Source organism: Rhizobium sp. WSM1328 (genome assembly GCF_057653715.1).
Window position 1 is genome coordinate 291,686 of the sequence record NZ_CM172788.1, and the last position, 20,457, is coordinate 312,142.

General features: G+C 61.2%; 18 protein-coding genes and 1 pseudogene. 7 read left to right on the forward strand and 12 right to left on the reverse strand.

Going from position 1 to position 20,457, the window contains the following annotated elements; genetic code table 11:
• Positions 1-33: 33 nt before the first annotated feature.
• On the reverse strand, positions 34-768 hold the full coding sequence (locus tag AC2444_RS01490) for a GDSL-type esterase/lipase family protein (protein WP_012756024.1): 735 nt from the start codon (positions 766-768) through the stop codon (positions 34-36).
• A gap of 234 nt (positions 769-1,002) precedes the next feature.
• On the opposite strand from AC2444_RS01490, the gene ku (AC2444_RS01495) reads away from it, so the two are divergent.
• Positions 1,003-1,809, forward strand: coding sequence for a non-homologous end joining protein Ku (gene ku / locus AC2444_RS01495; RefSeq protein WP_012756025.1), 807 nt, complete (start codon positions 1,003-1,005; stop codon positions 1,807-1,809).
• 178 nt (positions 1,810-1,987) lie between these two features.
• Here ku (AC2444_RS01495) and ku (AC2444_RS01500) read toward each other — a convergent pair whose 3' ends face one another.
• From ku (AC2444_RS01500) to AC2444_RS01510, 3 genes are read right to left on the reverse strand one after another with little or no spacing between them, the layout of a single operon-like run.
• Positions 1,988-2,842 (reverse strand): non-homologous end joining protein Ku, encoded by an 855-nt coding sequence (gene ku, locus AC2444_RS01500; protein WP_012756026.1) that lies wholly within the window; start codon positions 2,840-2,842, stop codon positions 1,988-1,990.
• Positions 2,843-2,859: 17 nt separating this feature from the next.
• Positions 2,860-3,093, reverse strand: coding sequence for a DUF2188 domain-containing protein (locus AC2444_RS01505; RefSeq protein ID WP_012756027.1), 234 nt, complete (start codon positions 3,091-3,093; stop codon positions 2,860-2,862).
• 46 nt (positions 3,094-3,139) lie between these two features.
• Positions 3,140-3,400: a hypothetical protein gene (locus AC2444_RS01510; protein WP_012756028.1), complete on the reverse strand. Its 261-nt coding sequence runs from the start codon at positions 3,398-3,400 to the stop codon at positions 3,140-3,142.
• A 145-nt stretch (positions 3,401-3,545) separates the two neighbouring features.
• On the opposite strand from AC2444_RS01510, the pseudogene AC2444_RS01515 reads away from it, so the two are divergent.
• The 3 genes and pseudogenes from AC2444_RS01515 to AC2444_RS01525 form a co-directional block, all read left to right on the forward strand.
• Positions 3,546-3,971: pseudogene (locus AC2444_RS01515) on the forward strand (OsmC family protein); the annotation flags it as partial.
• A 58-nt stretch (positions 3,972-4,029) separates the two neighbouring features.
• Positions 4,030-5,514 (forward strand): FAD/NAD(P)-binding protein, encoded by a 1,485-nt coding sequence (locus tag AC2444_RS01520; protein WP_171815670.1) that lies wholly within the window; start codon positions 4,030-4,032, stop codon positions 5,512-5,514.
• Positions 5,515-5,729: 215 nt separating this feature from the next.
• Positions 5,730-6,635 (forward strand): DMT family transporter, encoded by a 906-nt coding sequence (locus AC2444_RS01525; protein WP_012756031.1) that lies wholly within the window; start codon positions 5,730-5,732, stop codon positions 6,633-6,635.
• 12 nt (positions 6,636-6,647) lie between these two features.
• On the opposite strand, the gene AC2444_RS01530 is transcribed toward AC2444_RS01525, so the two are convergent.
• Genes AC2444_RS01530 through AC2444_RS01545 form a run of 4 tightly spaced genes read right to left on the reverse strand, consistent with a single transcriptional unit; the run spans position 6,648 to position 12,607 of the window.
• The gene (locus AC2444_RS01530; RefSeq protein ID WP_171815671.1) at positions 6,648-8,267 is read right to left on the reverse strand and encodes a VOC family protein; all 1,620 of its coding nucleotides are present in this window, start codon (positions 8,265-8,267) and stop codon (positions 6,648-6,650) included.
• A 21-nt stretch (positions 8,268-8,288) separates the two neighbouring features.
• On the reverse strand, positions 8,289-9,884 hold the full coding sequence (locus AC2444_RS01535; protein ID WP_012756033.1) for a response regulator: 1,596 nt from the start codon (positions 9,882-9,884) through the stop codon (positions 8,289-8,291).
• A 4-nt stretch (positions 9,885-9,888) separates the two neighbouring features.
• On the reverse strand, positions 9,889-10,314 hold the full coding sequence (locus tag AC2444_RS01540; protein WP_003545468.1) for a response regulator: 426 nt from the start codon (positions 10,312-10,314) through the stop codon (positions 9,889-9,891).
• A complete protein-coding gene (locus AC2444_RS01545; protein ID WP_017992927.1) occupies positions 10,301-12,607 on the reverse strand; it encodes a sensor histidine kinase in 2,307 nt (768 codons plus the stop codon). Before AC2444_RS01545 ends, AC2444_RS01540 begins: the two co-directional genes overlap by 14 nt.
• A 28-nt stretch (positions 12,608-12,635) precedes the next feature.
• Between AC2444_RS01545 and AC2444_RS01550 the strand changes: the two genes are divergently transcribed.
• From AC2444_RS01550 to AC2444_RS01560, 3 genes are all read left to right on the forward strand, one after another.
• A complete protein-coding gene (locus AC2444_RS01550) occupies positions 12,636-13,013 on the forward strand; it encodes a response regulator (protein ID WP_012756035.1) in 378 nt (125 codons plus the stop codon).
• A 480-nt stretch (positions 13,014-13,493) separates the two neighbouring features.
• Positions 13,494-14,198, forward strand: coding sequence for a helix-turn-helix transcriptional regulator (locus tag AC2444_RS01555; protein WP_012756036.1), 705 nt, complete (start codon positions 13,494-13,496; stop codon positions 14,196-14,198).
• A gap of 30 nt (positions 14,199-14,228) precedes the next feature.
• Positions 14,229-14,666, forward strand: a complete 438-nt coding sequence (locus AC2444_RS01560) for a response regulator (RefSeq protein ID WP_003556461.1) — start codon at positions 14,229-14,231, stop codon at positions 14,664-14,666.
• A 3-nt stretch (positions 14,667-14,669) separates the two neighbouring features.
• On the opposite strand, the gene AC2444_RS01565 is transcribed toward AC2444_RS01560, so the two are convergent.
• From AC2444_RS01565 to ybaL, 4 genes are all read right to left on the reverse strand, one after another.
• Positions 14,670-15,386 carry a sensor histidine kinase gene (locus AC2444_RS01565; RefSeq protein WP_012756037.1) on the reverse strand — a complete coding sequence of 239 codons (717 nt, stop codon included), beginning with the start codon at positions 15,384-15,386 and terminating at the stop codon, positions 14,670-14,672.
• Positions 15,387-15,544: 158 nt separating this feature from the next.
• Positions 15,545-18,091 carry a protein translocase subunit SecD gene (gene secD, locus AC2444_RS01570; protein ID WP_012756038.1) on the reverse strand — a complete coding sequence of 849 codons (2,547 nt, stop codon included), beginning with the start codon at positions 18,089-18,091 and terminating at the stop codon, positions 15,545-15,547.
• A gap of 83 nt (positions 18,092-18,174) precedes the next feature.
• Complete coding sequence (locus AC2444_RS01575) at positions 18,175-18,555, reverse strand: hypothetical protein (RefSeq protein WP_012756039.1); 381 nt, start codon at positions 18,553-18,555, stop codon at positions 18,175-18,177.
• A gap of 54 nt (positions 18,556-18,609) precedes the next feature.
• The gene (ybaL, locus tag AC2444_RS01580; RefSeq protein ID WP_012756040.1) at positions 18,610-20,430 is read right to left on the reverse strand and encodes a YbaL family putative K(+) efflux transporter; all 1,821 of its coding nucleotides are present in this window, start codon (positions 20,428-20,430) and stop codon (positions 18,610-18,612) included.
• Positions 20,431-20,457 lie beyond the last annotated feature (27 nt).

The window sequence follows — 20,457 nt, forward strand, 5'->3', positions numbered from 1 at the left end:
CTTACGTTTTGGTAACCACCTGAGCGGCAAAAATCAAAGCTGCAGACCCGCTGCGGCGAGGAAGCTCGTGATCAGCTTGTATGCCCCTTCATTGAAATGAAGATGGTCAGGCTTGTAGTTGGAACAATCCTTATCGCTTGGTTTGCCGCACCGCAACATATCATCGTTCATTTGAACGAAGGTGACACCAGGCATTTCAGCCAATGACGATGCGACAAGTTGGTTGGCCGGAATTCGGACATCCTCGTAGAAGGCGTAGCGCTTGCCCCGAGGCGGTATGGACAACGCATAAATATGGGCGCCTGGCCAAAGAGCGCGAACCTTGCTGACAACAGCCACGACACCCGCCGCCACGGCGCATGGCGCCGTTTTCGCACCCAGGTTATTCGTGCCGATAAGCACGACGACATCCGTCGGATGGAAATCCGGAAGGTCTAGATCATCGAGGCGGTACAATGCATTTTGCGTGGTGTCGCCGGCGACCGCGAGGTTCATCGCCGGGCGGGTGGGAAAGCTGTCCTTGATCCAGGGCTGCCAGAGTTCGACGAGCGAATCGCCGACAAGAGCCAGATTGTATCGGGCCGATTTGACGCGATAGCTGGGAAGAGCGCGATTAAGTCGCTTGCTTGCCTGCTTTTGCTGGGCCGAGGCATTCGTCGCTTTTGCAGGGTCAGGGCATTCCTGTGCGAAGGACGGCCCAGCATTGCCGACGATGAGAAGGAAATTCAATGCGAGGACGATGACGAGGTTGGCGAAAAGTCGCAACATTCAGATGACCGATATCCTGACGTCTTGGGGCTTTCATTATTGAAGAGGAAAATGGCGGTGGCAAGGAAAGAGTGGTTCTGGTCTCTCCGCCCGCAATGCTCGGGCATGGCAGCCGATCCATGAAATGGACATGCACCGACCGCATCCGATCAACGAAATCGTCAATTGCCGGAACCAAAGACCGAACCCGCCGTTGATTGCCATGCCCAACCGTGTCCGGGAGACATGACAGACATGGCACGTCAGACATTCTGGAAAGGTTATCTCAAGCTCTCGCTCGTCACCGCCGCCGTCTCGCTGACGCCGGCGACGACCGAAAGCAACAAGGTCCGTTTCCACGTCCTCAATCGCCAGACGAAGAACCGCGTCGAAAGCCGCTATGTCGACAGCGTCACCCACAAACCGGTGGCCGAGAGGGACCAGGTGAAGGGTTATCCGCGCGGCGAGGACGACTATGTTCTTCTCGAAGACGAGGAGATCGAGGAAGTCGGGCTCGAAAGCACCCGCACCATCGAGATCGACAATTTCGTGCCGCGCGGCTCGATCGATTGGATCTGGTACGACAAACCGCATTTTCTGGCGCCCGAGGACAAGGTCGGAGTGGAAGCCTTCTGCGTCATCCGCGAGGCGATGAAGGCGAATGACGTCGTCGGCATCGCCCGCCTTGTCCTCTATCGCCGCGAGCGTGCGGTGCTGCTGGAACCGCTGGGCAAAGGCATCGTTCTCTGGACCCTGCGCTATGGCGACGAAGTGCGGGACCCCGTGGCCGAACTCGACAACAAAACTGAAATCGACAGCAAGCTGCTTGCGCTGATGACGCAACTGGTGAAGGAAGAGACGAAGAATTGGAGCCCGGCCATGGTGCAGGATCCGATCCAGAAACGCCTGAAGTCGATGATCCGCGGCAAGCAGAAGAGCCTGAAGAAGGCGGCGCCTGCGCAAAAACCTGCACCGGTGAAATCGACCGGCAACGTCATCAATATCATGGATGCGCTGAAGAAGAGCCTGGCGGCCGAAGGCGGCCAGAAGCCGCGCCAATGAAAAAGTGGCCAGAGATTTCGGGAAACTGCATATATAAATCAAAGATTTAAAGCGCGCCGCGGGAATCCACTTTGACGCGCTTCAGGTCAAGCGGCTTCGCCGGCGCGACAAACCGATGCATTCGCGCGAGGTCGGATGCGCCTGAGATTGCCCATCGCCCGCCAGGGTCGAGGCCATCTCAGCTTGCCTTCTTGCTGCGGCTGTCGCTGCGCGCCGGTGCCTTCTTCTTCGCCAGGGCCTTCTTTGCTGGAGCGTTGCCGCTCATCTTGGCGCTTTGCCGCAGCGCTTCCATCAGGTCGACGACCTTGCGTTCCGGGGCCGGTTTCTTCTTCGGTGGCGCCCGGCCCTCGATCTTCGCCTTCACCAACTCGACGAGGGCGGCTTCGTAGCGATCTTCGTATGTGCTCGGTTCGAAGCTGCCTTGTTTGGTGCCAATGATATGGCCCGCAAGCGCGATCATTTCCTTGTCGAACTTGATGTCGGGAATGTCCTCGAAAACCGTCTCGGCCGAGCGCACCTCGTAGTCGAAATTCAGCATCGTCGCGACGATGTAGTCGTCATGCGGACGGATCAGCAGTGTCCGGTTGCGCCGGAAAAGCACGGCTTCGGCCAGCGCCGCGACCTTGCCGTCACGCATGCCCCTGGCGATCAGCGACAGCGCCTCTTCGTCATGTTCGTCGACGGGCGCGAGATAATAAGGGCGGTCGAAATACAGCTTGTCGATATCGTCATAGGCGATGAAAGCCTTGATATTGAGGACCTTGTCGCTTTCCGGCATGATTTCGGCGATCTCGTCGCCCTCGATGACGATGTAATCGCCATTCTCCATCTGGTAGCCCTTGACCTGGTCGCCCCGCTCGACCGGTTTTCCGGTCTCGCTGTCGACGAATTGCCGTTCCACCCGGTGGCCGGTCCTGCGGTTGATGATGTTGAAGGAGACGCGGTCGGAGGAGGAAACGGCGGTGTAGAGCCCGACGGCGCAGGCAAGGTCGCCCACCTTCAGATGACCCTTCCAGCTTGCCCGAGCGGCCATTCCATCCTCCGTCGCAATCAGAGCCGGCTGCCGCTCTTGTCGGTTTCGAGTTCCTGAAATGCCCAGCCACGGCCGTCGGGCGCGGGATAGGCGAGCAACGCATCGCCATCGCCGATCTTCTGGCGCGATGCGGCGTCCTTGGCATGGATGATCGCTTCATCCGCTGTCGCATAGGTTTCCGAAAGTGTGTCGCCTAGCTTGTAGGCCCAGCCATTGTCATGCGGCACGACCTGATAGGTGATATCGGCCATTTCGGATCTCCTCTTCTCACTCAAATAGGGTGCATGATGTCGTCGGCTAGTTCCGATTTGCTTTGCGCCGTTCATCGAGCGCGATGATCTTCTCCAGCGAGGCGATATCCTCGCTGGTGACGACGGGAACCGGATCAGCAGCGATGGCTTCCAGCACTTCCTGTGAGACGGCGCCATTTCGGATCGCCCATTCCAGCGTTTCGCGGGTTTCCCGCTCGGCTTTCAGCTGCGCATAGAGCGCAACGATCAGCCGATCGCGAGCATCCATCCGCCGGCCTTGGTTATCCATGCTGCGGACGTCAGTCATCGCAATCCACCTTTGTCACTGATTTCGTTCAGGTGTAATCAACTGATGACGGATCGAAAGGTTCCGAAACCGAAGGGCCGCCGCTTGCCATTGCCGCCTCAGGCGGAAATTACTATCTGCAACATGTTCGTCAGAGGATTTCAACATGGCCGATCTCAAAGCTCGTCCCCGCCCGACCGGCGCCACCGCCGTTCTCGGCCGTACCGGTTTCCCGCACGTCACCTCCGCCACCAAGGGCGAAATAGATATCGTCACCGCGCCGTCGCAGCCGGGTTTCAATCCGCTCGATTTGCTCTATTCCTCGCTCTCGGCCTGCCTGGTGCTTAGCGCCCGCATCGCCGCCAGCCAGATGGGCATTCTCGACAAGATCAACGAGATCACTGCCGAGGTCACCGGCGAGAAAGCGACGGAAGGCCTTTCGCGCGTCGCCAAGTTCAACATCGCCTTTTCGATCAAGGGCGATATCGACGAGGAAACCCGGCAGAAAATCGCCCATGCCGCCGAAGACGAGATCTGCACCGTGAGCAACACCATCCGCGGCAATCCCGAGTTCTCGACGACGATATCGGGGGTAAGGCTAAATCTACATAATAATTATAGACAATCGAGAGCGGAGGATTGCGTGACCAATGCCCGGCTTCTATGCTCGGGCATCGAAAGCAATGATCCCGGCCACCATGCAGCCCAAGCCTCTCCCGACGTCTGAACAGCCCGTCGTCGCCATCATCGGCGGCGGTGTCTCCGGCGCCGGCGTCGCCTATCATCTCGCGAGAGCCAACTGCGGCGAGCGCCTTGCCATCGTGGTTTTCGAGCCGCGTGCCGAACTCGGCCGCGGCCTTGCCTACGACACGGCCGATCCGGCCCACCGCATCAATGTTCCAGCCGCCAAGATGAGCCTGCAGCCCGATGACCTGGGCGAATTCCTGGCCTGGATCGAAGTCCGCGATGCGGTCGCCGGCGACCCTGAGGCCAGGCAGCCCGATGGCTCGCTCTTCCCCCGGCGCCGGCTGTTCGGCGATTATGTCGCCTCGCTGCTGAAGCCGCTGCTGGAAGACGGTAGCGTGCGTCATTGCCGCGCTGCAGTGACGGCTGTCGAACGCTGTGCCGGCCGCTGGTCAATCCGCGACGACAGAGGCGGCGTGACGAAGGCCGATATCGTCGCGATCGCCACCAGCCATCCGCCGCCGACAGCCCCAAGCCGGCTTGGGAGCCGGCTTGCTGCCCATCCCCGTTTCGTCGCCGATACCACCAAGCCGAACGCGCTCGACGTGATCCGCCCGCATGACCGGGTGCTGGTCATTGGCAATGGCCTGACGGCCGCCGATGTCATCGCCTCGCTGGCGCAGCGCGGGCATGACGGTTCGGTGACCGCGATCTCGCGCCGCGGGCTGCGGTCTCGCGGCCATCCGCTGGTACCGCAGGAACTCTTCGGCGATTTCGTCTCCAGTGCAGCCCATTCCGCCGTGTCGCTGCTGAGAGGGATCCGTACCGCCATAGGTGCGGCGAAGGCGCAGGGCATAAGCTGGCATGGGGTGATCGACCAGGTGCGGGCGCAGGGATACGATCTCTGGCAGGCGCTGCCGGTCGCCGAACGACGCCGTCTCGTCCGCCATCTGCGTCCCTATTGGGATGTGCATCGTTTCCGGATCGCCCCGCAGGTCGAGGCCGTGCTCGACGCAGCTGTTACCTCGGGCCGTCTGGATATCCTGGCCGGCTCGGTCGCCGATGCGCGCATCGAGGGCGAGCTCATTCTTTGCTCCCTGCAGCCGCGTCATCAGCGCCAGCCGTTGGAGCGGCGCTATGACGCCGTCGTCGTCACCACCGGCCCGGCGCATGGCGGTATTCTCGACACCCAACCCTGGCTCGCAGCACTCGCGGCGAACGGTCACCTGGCGCTCGACCCGACCGGCCTCGGCCTTGCCTGCACCGAGCGCTCGGAGGCGATCGGCCCGTCAGGAAAGGTAGATCCCTCGCTGCTGATCTCCGGCCCGCTGGCGCGCGGTACATTCGGCGAGCTGATGGGACTGCCGCAGGTGACCGAGCATGCCTTTTTCGTCGCCGGCGAGATTGCCGAAAAGCTGCGGACCAGCGCGACGAATAGGCATCCTGCCTGATTTTCCACCAATATGTCGCTCTTCGACTGTCCCCGGTGATCGACTTCTGATAGTCCCTCGGCCATCACTGCATAATTCCTTAAATCGAAGGCGATTTAAGGATAAAATTATGCAGCAATTTAAAGTGTTACAGCGTCCTTTGCGCGTCTGAAAAGACGCGCGGCGCTGTAATATCCCGCCGGCCCGGCATTCGGGCGACCAGAAATATCGAGACCATGTCGCAGGCCGCCCCCACCCTTTCCGAAGCCTCGCCTTCCAATCGTTTCGCCCTTGCGGCGCTCCTTCTCGGCGGCGCGGCGATCGGCGGCTCGCCGATCTTCGTCAGGCTGTCCGAAGTCGGACCGATGGCGACGGCCTTCTGGCGTGTGGCGCTGGCGTTGATCCCGATCGTCATCGTCTCGCTGCTGAAGAAGGAAAGGGGGCCGAAGCCGCAAAGCCTTTCCGACTACGGCATGCTCATTCTCCCAGGCGTCATCTTGGCGCTTGACCTTGCCGCCTGGCATCTTTCGCTCACCATGACGTCGGTCGCCAATGCGACTCTGCTTGCCAACCTCGCACCTGTTTTCGTCACGCTGATTGCCTTCGTCTTTTTCAGCGCGCGGATCAGCCGCGGCTTCGCGCTCGGGCTTGTCCTTGCGCTCTCAGGCGTCGTCATTCTGAAGGGCGGACCGGCAGCCATCGGCAATGGCGACCTTCGCGGCGACGGCATCGCGATGATCGCCGCCTTCTTCTATGCCTGCTACATCCTTGCGATCGGCAGGCTGCGCAGCCGCTTCGATACGCTCCGCATCATGCTGTGGAGCACGACCTGCGCTGCCGCCTGCATCTTTCCGATCGGCCTGATCTACGAGGGCCATATGCTGCCCGCGACCGTCTATGGCTGGTCGATCGTCTTCGGCCTCGCCTTTATCAGCCATGCCGGCGGACAGGTGGCGATCACCTATGCGCTCGCCTATCTGCCGCCGGCCTTTTCCTCGCTGACACTGCTGCTGCAGCCGGTCGTTGCGGCAATCCTGGCCTGGGCGCTGCTTAACGAGGCGATCGGAACGATGCAGGCGCTCGGCGGCGCCGTCGTGCTGGCCGGCATCATGATTGCCCGGACATCCCGCGTTCAGGTGTGAAGCCGCGGCAGATCAGCGGTTTTCCTGCAGCAGCCATTTCTGGATGATCGGAATGTCGGCATCGCCGAGATCGTGGCCGCCGGGGATGACGTCGGAATCGACGGTGGCGCCCGAACTCTTCAGCCTCCCTTCCAACTCGCTCGCATATTTGCCATAGGCATCCGTCTTGCCGCTGATGACGAGCAGGTCCGTGCCTTTCAGATCGGCATGCGGATAATCGCTGAGCACAGGCATGGAACGCAGCAGCACGGCCTTGTGAACCAGGTGCGGGTGTAGGTAGAGCAGCGAGTTTAAAAGGTTGGCGCCATTGGAATAACCGACATAGACGACCTTCTGAGGATCGAGCCCGTAGGATTTGACGGCGCCCTCGATAAAGGCCGCGAAGGCCTCCGCCTCGGTCTTGATGTCGTTCTGGTCGAAGGAGAAGGGCGTAATGCGCTTGTACCAGCGCGGAAAACCTTCCTCCGTCGCCCGGCCGCGCACGCCGAGCAGCGTCGCCCGCGGCGCCGCTTTGTTCAACAGTGGCATCAGCGTCGTCTCGTTGCCGCCGGAGCCGTGCAACAGCACGAAGACGCTGCCGTCGGGATCGGGGGGCGTATAGAAACGGTGGACGAATGGCAGCTCGCGATAATTGACACGCGGCTGGCCGGGCATCGAAAATTGCGGCAGCATCACCTTCAGGTCGTGAAGATTGGTGATGGCTTCGGGCGGTGCGAACAGCTTCCCCCCGAGGGCGGCCTGCTCTTCGTCCACGGTCATGCCGGGCTTGTCGGTGGCGAGCTCCACCAGCGTACCGCCGGGCTCGCGGGCATAGAGCGAGCGGAAATATTTACGGTCATGCATGTTGGTCGGCGATGCGTCAGTCGCCTCCAGAGCCTTGCGAACGACAAGCAGCGTCTCCTCGTCGGCGGCGCGGAAGGCGACGTGATCGACCGTCCCGGTGCCTGGCGCGCCGGACCAGAAGCCGCGCGCATCGCGCACGTCGATAATGTCGCCGGATTGCGACACCAGCCTGTCGATCGTGCCGCGGCTGGCCTGGAAGCGGTAACCGAAATGGCTCTCGAGGAAGCTGCGGCTTTCGGTGGGCTTCTCCGTCAGCATGGTTGCGCCGCGCACCCGCTGGATGGCATGCTCGACCGGGATCGAGGCGCCGTCCCAGGCGGCCGGCGATACCAGGCTCTTTGCGCCGGCGAGCTTGAGGATGATGTTGTCAGGGTCCTTCAGCCGTAGGACAGGCTCGCCGAATTCGTCGGCCGGTCCCTCGGAGCTGAGGCCGAAGCTCATGGCACGCGTCAGCCAGTAGCCGATGCTGGTGGGGTTGATCGACAGCGATATTTCGCTGATCTGGCCATAGCCGGCCCGGCCGGGCGCACCATCTTCCCAGGCGAGGAAGGTCAGCAGCGAACCCGGCGTCCCCTCTCCATCGCCATAGAAGAGATGAAGCTGCGTCGCGTCCTCGTAACCGGCTGTCTGCTTGACGAGCCGCATGCCGAGAAATCCCGCGTAAAAGTCCACGTTCGCCTGCACCTTTCGGGTGACGGCCGTGACGTGATGTATACCTGATACCATCGAGAGCAGTCCTGATTGAAGCGGCGTCGTCAGGAGCGCGAGTATGAGAGCTGCGAAGGTCATACCGTTGCCAATGACGATCGCTTAGTTTTGTTCCGCACAAAGCGCAAGCGAATCGCCGCGCTGCAACAACTCCAAATTCTCGACATCTTCGAGTGCCTCTTCTAGTTGCTGCAGGGTCGGCGGCTTGACCATATAGGCGCGCGCACCGAGATTTCTGGCCCGCCGCATGTCGCTCTCGTCGCTTGATGTGCTGAGGATGCAGACGGGAATTTGCTTGAGGCGCACGTCGGCTGAAAGCGCATGCAGCACCTCGAAGCCGTCCATGATCGGCATGTTGATGTCGAGCAGCATGAGGTCGATCTGCGGCAGATCGGCAATGCCGGCGCGTTCTTCGAGCAGCCGCATCGCCTCGCGCCCGTTGGTGGCGACATGCAGGTTGAAGTTCACCTTCTCCCTCCGCATCAGCTTGATCTTCAGAAGTTGAATGTCGGCCGGGCTGTCTTCCACCAGCAGCACTTCGGCAAGCCTGCCCGAACCTTCGGCTTGCTGCTCCGCCGGCCTTGTGCTGTGCGGCACGGCCGATGCGGCTGATGGCACGGGCCTCGCCTCGGCGAGCGGCACTTCGAGAATGAAGGTGGCGCCCGGCCCATTTTCTGCCTCGCACCAGATCGAGCCGCCATGCATCTGCGCGATGCGGCGGCAGATGGCAAGGCCGAGCCCGGTGCCTTCGATGCCACGGCCGACGAGACGCTTGAACGGCTGGAAGATCAGTTCGCGGTGCTCGGGGTCGATGCCGGGCCCGTTGTCACGCACCGTGAGGCGGCAGGTATCGCCCTGCGCTTCGCCTGTGATGCTGATCTCCGGAACCTTCTGCTCGCAATAGCGGATGGCGTTCGACACCAGGTTCTGCAGGAGCTGGGTCAGCAGCGTCGCATCGCCCATGACCTCGGGCAGCGCCCCGCGGATGATGACGGCTCCACGGCTTTCGGTCTGCTGGCGCAGATTGTCCTCCACCTGGTCGAGCACATCAGAGAGCGAGACCGGCCTGAGCTCCAGTCCGCCGGAGGCCTCGAGCTTGGTGAAGCCCGAGACCTTGACGATCAGGTCTTCCATATGGTCGGCCGCGCTGAGCACGTAATCGAGCAATTCCCGGTCTTCGGCCGGCAGCGCCGCAGAACCGTGCAGGATGCGGGTGAAGGATTTGATCGTCCGGAGCGGCTCCTTCAGATCATGGGCCATGGCGCGGGTGAAAATCTCCAGCGACTGCCGCTTCTGCTCCAGTTTCGCCTCCAGCATGCCGTGCATGATGGCGTTCTGAATGCAACGATGCAGCGTCTCGGGCGAAAGCGAATCCTTTGTCAGATAGTCGCGTGCCCCGCTCTTCATCACCTCGACGGCCACGGTCTCACTGCCCTGGCCGGTCAGCATGATGACGTTGGCGGCGGGATCATCCTCCAGGATATCGGCAAGAACGCCGAGCCCGTCGCGCCCAGGCAGCGAATAGTCGAGCAGGATGCAGTCCGGCCGTTTCCGGCCATTCAGCGCACGGCCCTCTTCGCCCGTCTCCGCCTCCACGACGGTATAGGCAGTGCTGGAAACGCGGCCCAATATGCGGCGATAGACCTCGAGATCGTCGATGTTGTCGTCGATGATGAGAATAGAGCAGTGTTCCGCCAATCTGTCAGTCCTCGAGTGGCAGGATCGCGATTTCGAACCAGTATTCCTTCAGCCGCTGGATCGCGGCAAAGAGCCCGTCGAGATCCACCGGCTTCTGCACATAGGTATTGGCGCCGAGCGCGTAGCAGCCTTCGATATCGCGTTCGTCGTCGGAGGTCGTGAGGATGACCACCGGGATCTTGCGCCAGCCGGCGTTCGACTTGATCGCCTCCAGCGTCTTGCGGCCGTCAAGACCCGGCATGTTGAGGTCAAGCAGGATCAGCCCCGGTTTCGGCACCATCTCGGCGAGCATGTCGAGCGCTTCCTGACCGGAGGCCGCCCAGCGGATCGAGTTGCGCAGATTGGTGCGTTTGAAGGCGCGCATCGTCGCTTCGAAATCGTCTTCGCTGTCCTCGACGATCAGGATCGGTTGCGTATCACGCTGCTGCATTCTGCCCCTCGCGCTTTTTTCCCAGAGTGAAGTAGAATGTCGTGCCGGTGCCGACCTCGGATTCCAGCCAGATATCGCCATTGTGCCGGGCGATGATCTTGCGAACGAAGGTGAGGCCTGCTCCGGTCCCGTCGTCGGAATCCTGCGACTTTTCCAGCCGTTTGAAAATGCGGAAAATATCCTCGTGGAATTCCCGCGGAATGCCCTTGCCGTTATCCTTAACGAAAAACACGTTGCGGGCAACCGTGCCGTCCTTGCCGACGAACCGATCAAGATAGCCGATCGAGACGAGCGGCGCCGGCTTGTCATTGTATTTGATCGCGTTGGTAATGAGATTGCGGAACACTTCGGTCAGCCGCGTCGCGTCGCAGACCACCTCCGGCAGCCGGCCGTCGATGATCACCTTGGCGTGTCGTTCCTCGAGTAGCAACTCCATCGTCGCGACGACATCCTTGACGATCAGGCCGATATCGGTGCGTTTGACCGCCAGCTGCTGGCGTCCGAGCCGGGAGAAATAAAGAAGCTCGTTGACGAGTTTCTCCATGCGCTGGCTGAGACGCACGAGCCGGTTCAGCCGGCGCACGCCGTCCGCATCGAGCTTGTCTTCATAATCTTCCAACAGGAAGCGGGAGTGGTTGTGCAGGCCGCGCAGCGGTTCCTTGAGATCATGCGAGGCGATATAGGCGAATTCATCGAGGTCGTGGTTGCTGCGCTCGAGTTCGGCCGTATAGGCCTCAAGCTGGGAAAGCGTCGTTTTCATCCGTTCTTCCTGCCGGACGCGCTCGCTGATGTCGCGCACGATACCGACGAAGGTCTTCGTATGGCCGGTGACGACGGCGCTGATGGAAACGTCGATCGGAAAGACGATGCCGTTCTTGCGTCGTCCGGAGACCATGCGCGTCGTGCCGATGATGCGCTCGTCGCCAGTCTGCCGGTAGTGGGCGAGATAGCCGTCATGCTCGGAATGGTAGGGTTCGGGCATCAGCATCTTGATGTTCTTGCCGATCGTCTCCTGCGGGGAGTAACCGAACATGCTTTCAGCCGCCGGATTGAAATTCCTGATCGTTCCACGCTCGTCGATGACGACGACGGCATCGGGCGTGCCGCGCACCAGCGCGCCGAAGCGGACGCGCTCGGTTTCGAGGTTATAGTTGTTGCGCATGAAATAGAAGACGAGGATCGCGATCAGCCAAAGCGTGGCAGCCGTGATGGCACGGTTGGCGATTTCCTGCCAGAACGCCGCCTCGTTGTGCTTGACGGCGAAGAAGCCGAGCATCAGGAGCACGGTGCAGGCAAAGGCGAAGAAAAGCGGCGCGTTCCGGTTGCCGAACCAGAGCGCCGTCAGCACCAGCGGTACGTAGAGAATGCCGTTGGCGACACCCAGCGGCGTATAGAGATCGACGAGAAGACCGGTGAAGCAGACCGCAGCCGGGATCCAGAGCGGGATCTGTGCCCGGTTTGCCGGCTGCATCCACCAGGAGCGGGCGAGAAGCCCCGAGCCGAAGATTACCATGCCGGCCGCCGTGTGCAGCGCCATCGCCGCATAGGGGCCCCAGCGGTAGCCCTGTTCGGCATCGGTGACATAGCTGGCCAGCGCGATCATGCCGAGCGTGATAACGACATAGCTCGTCAATTCCTGCACCACCTGGCTTCTCGACTTCTCCACCTGGAGCGAGAGCAGCAGCGAAAGATTGGCAATCAGGAAGACCAATGCCGTGTTCGGCCCCATGCCGCCGCCGATCTCGGCGAGGAAATCCGGCGAAACCAGAAAGCGCGAGATCAGCACGTCGACATTGTGAAAACTCCGCCCGATCGTGACGATTTCGACGAGGCGGGCCGCGGCGATCGCCGCCGCAAGCCCCATCGTGATCGCTGCCATTATTCGAAAACGGCGGGCGGCCAGCGTCGAGGCGGCCAGCCCTGCGCCGGAAAGCACAAAGCAGAGCGCGGTGTTGAAAGCCATCGACGGAAAGCCGGGAACCAGCGAGATGACAATCTCGGCCTGCAGCAGCCAGCCGGTAAGCGCCGTCGCGCCGAGAAGCAACATCAGGCAGCCGACGGCAATCGCAAAGGCTCGGTAGTGCTGTCTTGGCTGGTCCTGCAGGTCCACGTTGCCCTGATCCTGCACCCCTGTGTCCTCCTTCGGTTTGCGCGGCCATCTTTTCCGAAATCGAGGAATACTCAATAGCCAAGGCAGGGCGGTGCCGCGCTTTTTGCGAAATGATTTGCGATGAGGTATATCGAATTTTAGTGGAACCGCGATATGGTGATGTCGAAGGACAGCGAGGTTCATTCGAACAATATCCAAATTACGGTGCTAGATGACCACCCTATTTTATGTCGACGACAGCAAGGATGACCTCTTCTATCTCGACTATATGAGCAGAAAGCAGCAGATAGACATCGATCTATTCTGTTTCTCCACAGCCGAGACCGCGCTTGAGGCGCTGGAGACGCGCGCGGCAGAAGGCAAGACCTCGCCCGATCTTCTGGTCGCCGATCTCTACATGCCGCTCGATAGCGGCATTGGCCTGATCACGCGGTTGCGCCTGGATGATCGTTTCAAGGCGATGCGACTTGCTATCTGCAGCGGATCGGATGCTGCCGAGGACCGCGCCCGCTCACTCGATGCCGGCGCCGATGTCTATCTGGAAAAGCCACTTGACCTTGCCAAGATCATTCTCAATCTTGAGATGTAGAAAACGTCGAAAGCCGCAAGCCCTGTTTCCTCTCATTCGTCCAAGCCATCTGACAAACCGCAATTGACAAGGTCGAGGACGCATCACAAGATGCAACCGAAGCGAAGAATATGGAACGCGAAATAAGCGCTGAGAGAACCGATCAACCCGCGTTCGCCGCCACGAACATCAGCCAACCCCTTAGCTGAATGGGTCTATCGGCTCTCTCGCGCTTACGTCTGGCACTGCCTTCTCGCATTCATGGATGTTGAATGCAGGAAGAATACGATACCCAGGTAAGAACTACTGCCCCTCAGTAAAATCTGCCCGTGCATCACCTGTCGTTGAGATAATTGATGATTTCCGCCTTACATATCGAAAGTCCCCGTTTTCGATTTCTCTCATCAACCGTCTCGCAATTTTTGTAGCTCTTCGCGTTTAAGACGTATATCCCAAGATTTCGGGATTAGAGGCATTGGCGGGAGGAGAGGAAGAGTGGGAATGAACAATGCCCCGGCAATTCCCTTTCATGCCGGACCGGAGCTGAGCCGGGCGATCAACCGCACCGATTTTTTCCGTCTGCTGAAATCGGCGGCGCAGCATTACAACTTCGACAATTTTGCGCTGGCCCGCATTTCCGAGGCTTCGGCCCCTTTCGGTGAACGTGATGTCGTCATCACCAATGTCGCCGAGCGGCGTGTCGGCCTTTTCATCACGACGTTGAAGGAAGCGCTGGGCACCGTCCGGGCAAAGACCGCCCAGTTCCTGGCAACGCCGGTCCATGGCAGGAGCGCACAGCCGGAAGTTTATCCGTCCGATCTGGTTTTCAACGAATTCCTGAGCGGCGTCTTTCTCTTCATCCCGCTGTTTACGCCGGAAGGGCGGCGATATTGCCTCGTGCTCAGCGGCGAGCGTCAGGAGCCGGATCAGAGTGAGATCGCCGACATACTTCTCGACGCCATGCGCATTTTCGACAAGCTCTACGAGGAAATCCTGACGCCGGAAATGTCCGGACGGCTGACCCAGCGCGAATCGGAAATCGTCAAATGGACGAGCGAAGGTAAGACGTCGGCGGAAATCGCCATCATTCTCGGTCTCTCCGAACATACGGTCAATTCGCACATCACCGCGGCCGCGCGCAAACTCGACGCTGTCAACCGCGTTCATATGGTGGCGATCGCCTTGAGGAATGGTTTGGTTTCGTGAAGTTGGTTTCGGGATTGGGGAAATGAGACGATGATCACCGAAACGGGCCGGAGGAACGCCGTAAAGGTTCTCTTTGTCGACGACGAATTTATCGAATTCCGCGCGCTCAAGAAGAAGATCGCCGATCTCTCCGAGCCGGCAGTCGAGGTTGAATATTCGCCATCGATCGGTGACGCGCTGGAAAAGATCCGCTTGGCGCGCTTCGATCTCATCCTGCTCGACAATCGCCTTCTGCCCAATGCCGATTTCCGCGAGACGGTGCCGGAGCTGCGTGGCATCGGCTACACCGGCCCGATCGGCGTCGTCTCGACCGATATATCGGGCGGCTATTTCCAGGAATTCCCGGATTACGGCGTCGATTTCCGCATCGGCAAGGACGAAATCGATGCCCAGACGCTACAGCACATCATCCGCGAATATGTGACCTATGACGTCCCGGATTTCTGGAAGGACGATTATAGTATCTAACCATCAAGCGATGGGAAGGCGGATGATGAAGCGACTGCCGCTTTCATCCGAACGTTCGAGGCTGATATCGCCGCCAAGCGCCGCCAGAAACTCACGCGCCGTGGTCAATCCGAGACCGGCGCCCGGGACCGCTCCCGCCTTCGGCAATTTCCAGAACGGCTCGAATATCCGCTCTCGATAAGCCGGATCGATGCCTGTCCCATTGTCGGAAATCCGGATGAACCAGTCCGTCCGCTCGCGCTCCGCGGCAATGGCCACATGCGGCGGCGCTTCCCCGCGGTAGGTGAGGGCATTGGTCAAAAGGTGCCGCAGCACCAGACCGAGGAGGGCAGGGTCGGTACGGATCGAGGGCAGGCCGTCGCTTTCAAGCGTCGCTGCGCCGACCGCCGTCTCGTCGGTCAGTTCGCCCCAGACATTTTCGGCGAGCGCCTGCAGATCGACCTCTTCAGGCGTCACCTGAGGTGTGCCAGCGGCAAGGCTCATCAATGCCTTGGTGAGGCGCTGCGCCGTCTGCGCCTTTTCCATGATCATCCGGAGGCTCTGAAGCTGTTCGCCGTCGAGCGTCTCCTCGAGATCGTCGAGCAGCAGCTCGGCATACATGGCGATATGGCGGAGCGGTGATTGCAGGTCGTGCGAGGCAGTCGCGAGAAAACGCTTGATGCGCTCCTCGCTGTCTCCGGCAACGGTGGTTTCCGGCGGTCTTGTCGGGTTGGATGACATCTGGCGGCTTCCCCGATCTCAATTACAGCGCGCGCGTCCTTTCAGACGTACGAAGGACGCTGTAACACCTTGAATTGGCACATAATGCAGTAGCCGACAATAGAAAGAGGGCGCCAGCTGTGCAACCGGCGCCCTATCAAGGATGCGTCAACGGGATTTTAGCTCGCGGACTTGCGCGGACGACCCTGTTCCGGCGGAATGATCTCGACTGCCGCATCGGTTGCCGATGCCTTGGCATGGCGGCGGCGCCAGTCGCCAAGGAAGAGCAGGATCGGTGCCGCGATGAAGATCGAAGAGGCGCCGGCCACGAGAATGCCGAAGACCATCGGGATCGCGAAGCTCGACACCGCACTACCGCCCCAGATCGCCATCGGCACCAGCGCGAGGAAGGCCGTCGCATTGGTGTAAAGGCTTCGCGCCAGGGTCTCGTTGATCGACTTGTCGATAATCTCGCGCAGCGGCATCGACTTGTAGAGCCGCATGTTTTCGCGCATGCGGTCATAGACGACGACCTTGTCGTTCACCGAATAACCTACAAGCGTCAGAATGGCGGCGATGGCCGTCAGATTGAAGTCGAGACCGGTGATCGCGAAGAAGCCGATCGCCTTTGTGACGTCGAGCACCAACGTGACGATGGCGCCGACGGCAAACGGCCATTCGAACCGCACCCAGATGTAGATGAGCATCGCGAAGCTCGCGATCACCACCGACAGGATACCGGCCCAGGCAAGCTCGCCGCTGACCTTCGGGCCGATGACGTCGGTGCCTTCGATGGTGGCGGTTGGATCGATCTTGGTGACTTCTGCCTTCAGCTTGGTCACCGCTGCCGTCTGTGCCTCTTCGCCGCCTTCCTGCCGTTGAGCGCGAACGAGAATGCTGTTCTTGTCGCCGAAGGACTGCAGCGAGATTTCGCCGAGACCAAGCGTGTTCAGGCCTTCACGGAACGTCCCGAGGTCGGCCGGGCCGGTGGTCTTGACGGCCATCTGGATGCCGCCGCGGAAATCGACGCCGTAGTTGAGGCCCGGATGAATGAAGAGCACGATGGAGGCGATCGAAAGCAGCGCTGAAACGGTGATGCCGAAGAAGCGCGCCTTCATGAACTGGATGTGCTTGTCATAGGGGCTGAACGGGATCAGCGGCCGGATGTTCAGCACCTTGAGCTTGCTGCGGCGGGTGATCTCGATCATCGCCACACGCACGAAGGCGACCGATGTGAACATCGAGATGATCAGACCGAGCGCCATGGTCACGGCAAAGCCGCGAACCGGTCCGGAGCCGAAAAAGAACAGGATGGCCGCAGCGATCAGGGCCGTCATGTTGCCGTCGATAATGGTCGAATAGGCACGGCGGAAACCGGTATCGATGGCGGCGAAGGCGCTCTTGCCCTTGCGCGTTTCTTCGCGGATGCGCTCGTTGATGAGAACGTTGGCGTCGACCGCAAGGCCGATGCCGAGAACGACACCGGCAATGCCCGGCAGCGTCAGCGTCGCACCAACCAGCGTTAGCGCCGAGAAGGTCAGGATCGTGTGGATCAACAGCGCGATATTCGCCAGGAAGCCCCAGGTGCCATAGAGTACGAAGATGAAGACGGCGACGAGCACAAAGCCGACGATGCCGGAATAAATGCCCATCTTGATGGCGTCGGCTCCGAGGTCGGCACCGACGGTGCGCTCTTCGATGACCGTCAGCTTGGCGGGCAGGGCGCCAGCGCGCAGCATGGCGGCCAGCGTCGTGGCGCTATCGGCCGAGAAACTGCCGGAGATCTGACCGGAACCGCCGGTAATCGGCTCGCGGATAACAGGCGCGCTCAGCACCTTGTCGTCGAGGACGATGGCGAAGGGATTGCCGACGTTCTGGCGGGTGATCTCGGCAAAGCGGCTGGCGCCGGCGCTGTCGAATCTGAAGCTGACGATCGGCTCATGCGTGTTCGGGTCGAAGCTGACGCGGGCATCCGAAAGGCGGTCGCCGGAGATTTCGACGCGGTCGAGGACCGGAAAGGACCGGCCTTCGTCGTCCTTCAGCATGGTCACGCCGGGTCCGGGCGCATTGTTCGGCGACAGCATGTGGAACGACATTTTGGCGGTGGAGCCGAGAAGTTCGCGCAGGCGTGACGGATCCTGCGCGCCCGGAAGCTGGACGAGCACGCGGTTGGCGCCGATGCGCTGGATGGTCGGCTCGGAGACGCCGACCTGGTCGACGCGCTGGCGGATGACTTCGAGGCTCTGCTGGACGGCATTGTCGACATTGGCGGAGATGCCGGCCGGCGAGAAGCCGACGGTGATGGTGGCGCCGTTCGCAGTGACGGCCAGATCGGCCTGGCCGGCGCTGAGGCCGGTGCTGATCGGGTTGGCAAGCGTCTTGAGTTCGGTGACGGCAGCATCGCTCTGCGCGGCATCGGCAAGCGTCACGACGATCTGGTTCTGGCTGCGGACCACGGCCTTCGGCTGAATGCCCTTTTCGCGCAGCACACGGCGCGCGTCCTGAAGCAGCGATTGCAGCCGCTCCTTGGTCAGGTCGGCTTCGTCGACTTCCAGAACGAGGTGCGAACCGCCGCGAAGGTCGAGGCCGAGCGACACCTGCTCATGCGGCAGCCAGGCCGGCACGCGCTGGAGGACGGATTGCGGCAGGACGTTCGGCAGGGCGATCAATAGGCCGAGTAGGATGATCACCGAATAGGTGATCACCAGCCATCGTGAAGTACGCATGTTGTATTCCTTGATATCGAGGGCCGGCGCTCGGGCGCTGGCGGCATGTCGTCAATGGTCGGAAGCGCCGATCGGCGCGAGCGTCAGGCAGCGACCGGCGGTGCGCGCGGCTGATGGGTCCTGGAGACTGCGGCGTGAAGCGAAGCTTCAAATGCCGGAAAAGCCGCTGATATATTCCAGCCGGCGAAGTTAAGGGTCGGAGCGGCGGCAAGGGCAGGCGATCCGCCGTCATGTGCCGTCTGCTTCGGCACAAGCTTGCGCTCCGTGGCAAGCAGCCCACGCACGGTATCGCGCGCAGTCAGCTGCGGCGGCTGAGGATCTCGACCGGAAGAGGAAAGCGTATTGGCGGCCGCCGCCGGCGAGATCACCAGATTGCCGCCGAAAAGCAGGCCAAGATAGGCAAGGACGGCGACGAGGACGGAAGCGGCGATACGGCTCGTCAGACGGTGCTGTTCCAGCTCCATCTTCTCCGTCCCGGCGATGTCACTCCCGTATCGGCTCAAAAGCGCGCCAATCTCTCATTCTCTTTCCGGCGGAGGGTCATCCGTCGGGGCAATTGTATCAGGCCCATGGCTGTCTTCATAGGGCACACTCTCATGATGCACTTGGGCGAGCCGGTCAACCATGCCAAGCGCAATTTCACGCTCGCCCATGATGACGGTGTCGGCGCCATATTGCTTCAGCTCATCGACTTCGGCGTCGGAATGGGCTCGGGCGACGATGAGGATCGATGGATTGACGCTGCGTGCCTGCTCGGCGATGCGGCAGGCCTCGAAGGCGTTGGGGATGGCGATCGCAATGCTGCGGGCGCCGGAAAGATTGGCTAGGTCGAGCGTTTCCCGCATCACCGCATTGCCCGCCAGAGTTTCGATGCCCTGCGCCTTCAGCTCGCCGATGCGCTTGTCAGAATCCTCGATGACCAGAAAAGGTGTGGCTGACGACTTGAGATTCTGTCCGACGATGCTGCCAACCCGCCCGTAGCCGACGAGAATGGCGTGGCCGCGGAGAGCGGTCGGGTGCACCTCGTCATCTTCGGGCGGTATCTCCTCCGGCGCTGCTATTGCATCTGCAGCGGGAGCAGGGTCTGCCGCGACGTCTTCGCGCTTTGCACCATCCAGCAGCGGCCGCATGCGGTCGCAGAGGAAGAACAGTAGCGGATTGAGGATGATCGAGATGATGGCGCCGGCAAGGATCAGATCGCGGCCTTCCTCCGGCAGCAGCCCCAGTTCGACGCCGAGGGCGGCGAGGATGAAGGAGAATTCGCCGATCTGGCCGAGGCTGGCCGAAATCGTCAGCGCCGTACTGAGCGGCTTCTTGAAGGCGAGCACGATCAGGAGCGCGGCGACGGACTTGCCGATGACGATGATGAAGATGGTGGCGAGGATCGGCAGCGGCTTGTCGATCAGGATGTTCGGATCGAACAGCATGCCGACCGAGACGAAGAACAGCACGGCGAAGGCGTCGCGCAGCGGCAGGCTTTCCTGTGCGGCGCGATGGCTGAGCTCGCTTTCGGCAAGCACCATGCCGGCAAAGAAGGCGCCGAGCGCCAGCGACACGCCGAAGAGCTTCGCCGCTCCGAAAGCGACACCGAGCGCGATCGCCAGCACGCCGAGCCGGAAAAGCTCGCGCGAACCGGTATGGGCGATGCGATGCATCGTCCAGGGAATGAGCTTGCGGCCGAAGACCAGCATCAGCGCCACGAACAGCGCCACCTTCACCAGCGTCATGGCGATCATGCCGCCGATGCCGAGATCGAGGCCGAACAGGCGGCTGAGCGCGGCTGAGAGCGGCTCGACGGGAGCGTGCCCCTCACCGCCGATGCTGGCTGCGGCCGGGATCAGCACCAGCGCCAGCACCATGGCGAGATCCTCGACGATCAGCCAGCCGACGGCGATCCTGCCGCGCTCGGTCTCGACCAGGCGCCGCTCCTGCAGCGCCTTCAAGAGCACGACGGTGGAGGCGACCGAAAGCGCCAGGCCGAAAACCAGGCTGCCGCCGGTCGGCCAGCCCATGAAGGCGCCGAGCCCCCAGCCGAGCAATGTCGCAAAAGCGATCTGCACGATCGCGCCGGGCACGGCGATGCCGCGCACCGACAGCAGGTCTTTCAGGGAAAAATGCAGCCCGACGCCGAACATCAGCAGGATGACGCCGATTTCGGCCAGCTCCGGCGCAAGGTTCTGATCTGCCACATAACCTGGCGTATGTGGCCCGACGAGCACGCCGGCGATCAGATAACCGACGAGCGGCGGCATCCGCAGCCGATGGGCGAAGGCGCCGAAGATGAAAGCCAGCACGAGGCCGCCGACGATTGTCGAAATCAAGGGCGTATCGTGTGGCATTGTTGTCTCCCGATCTGGAAATCCCGA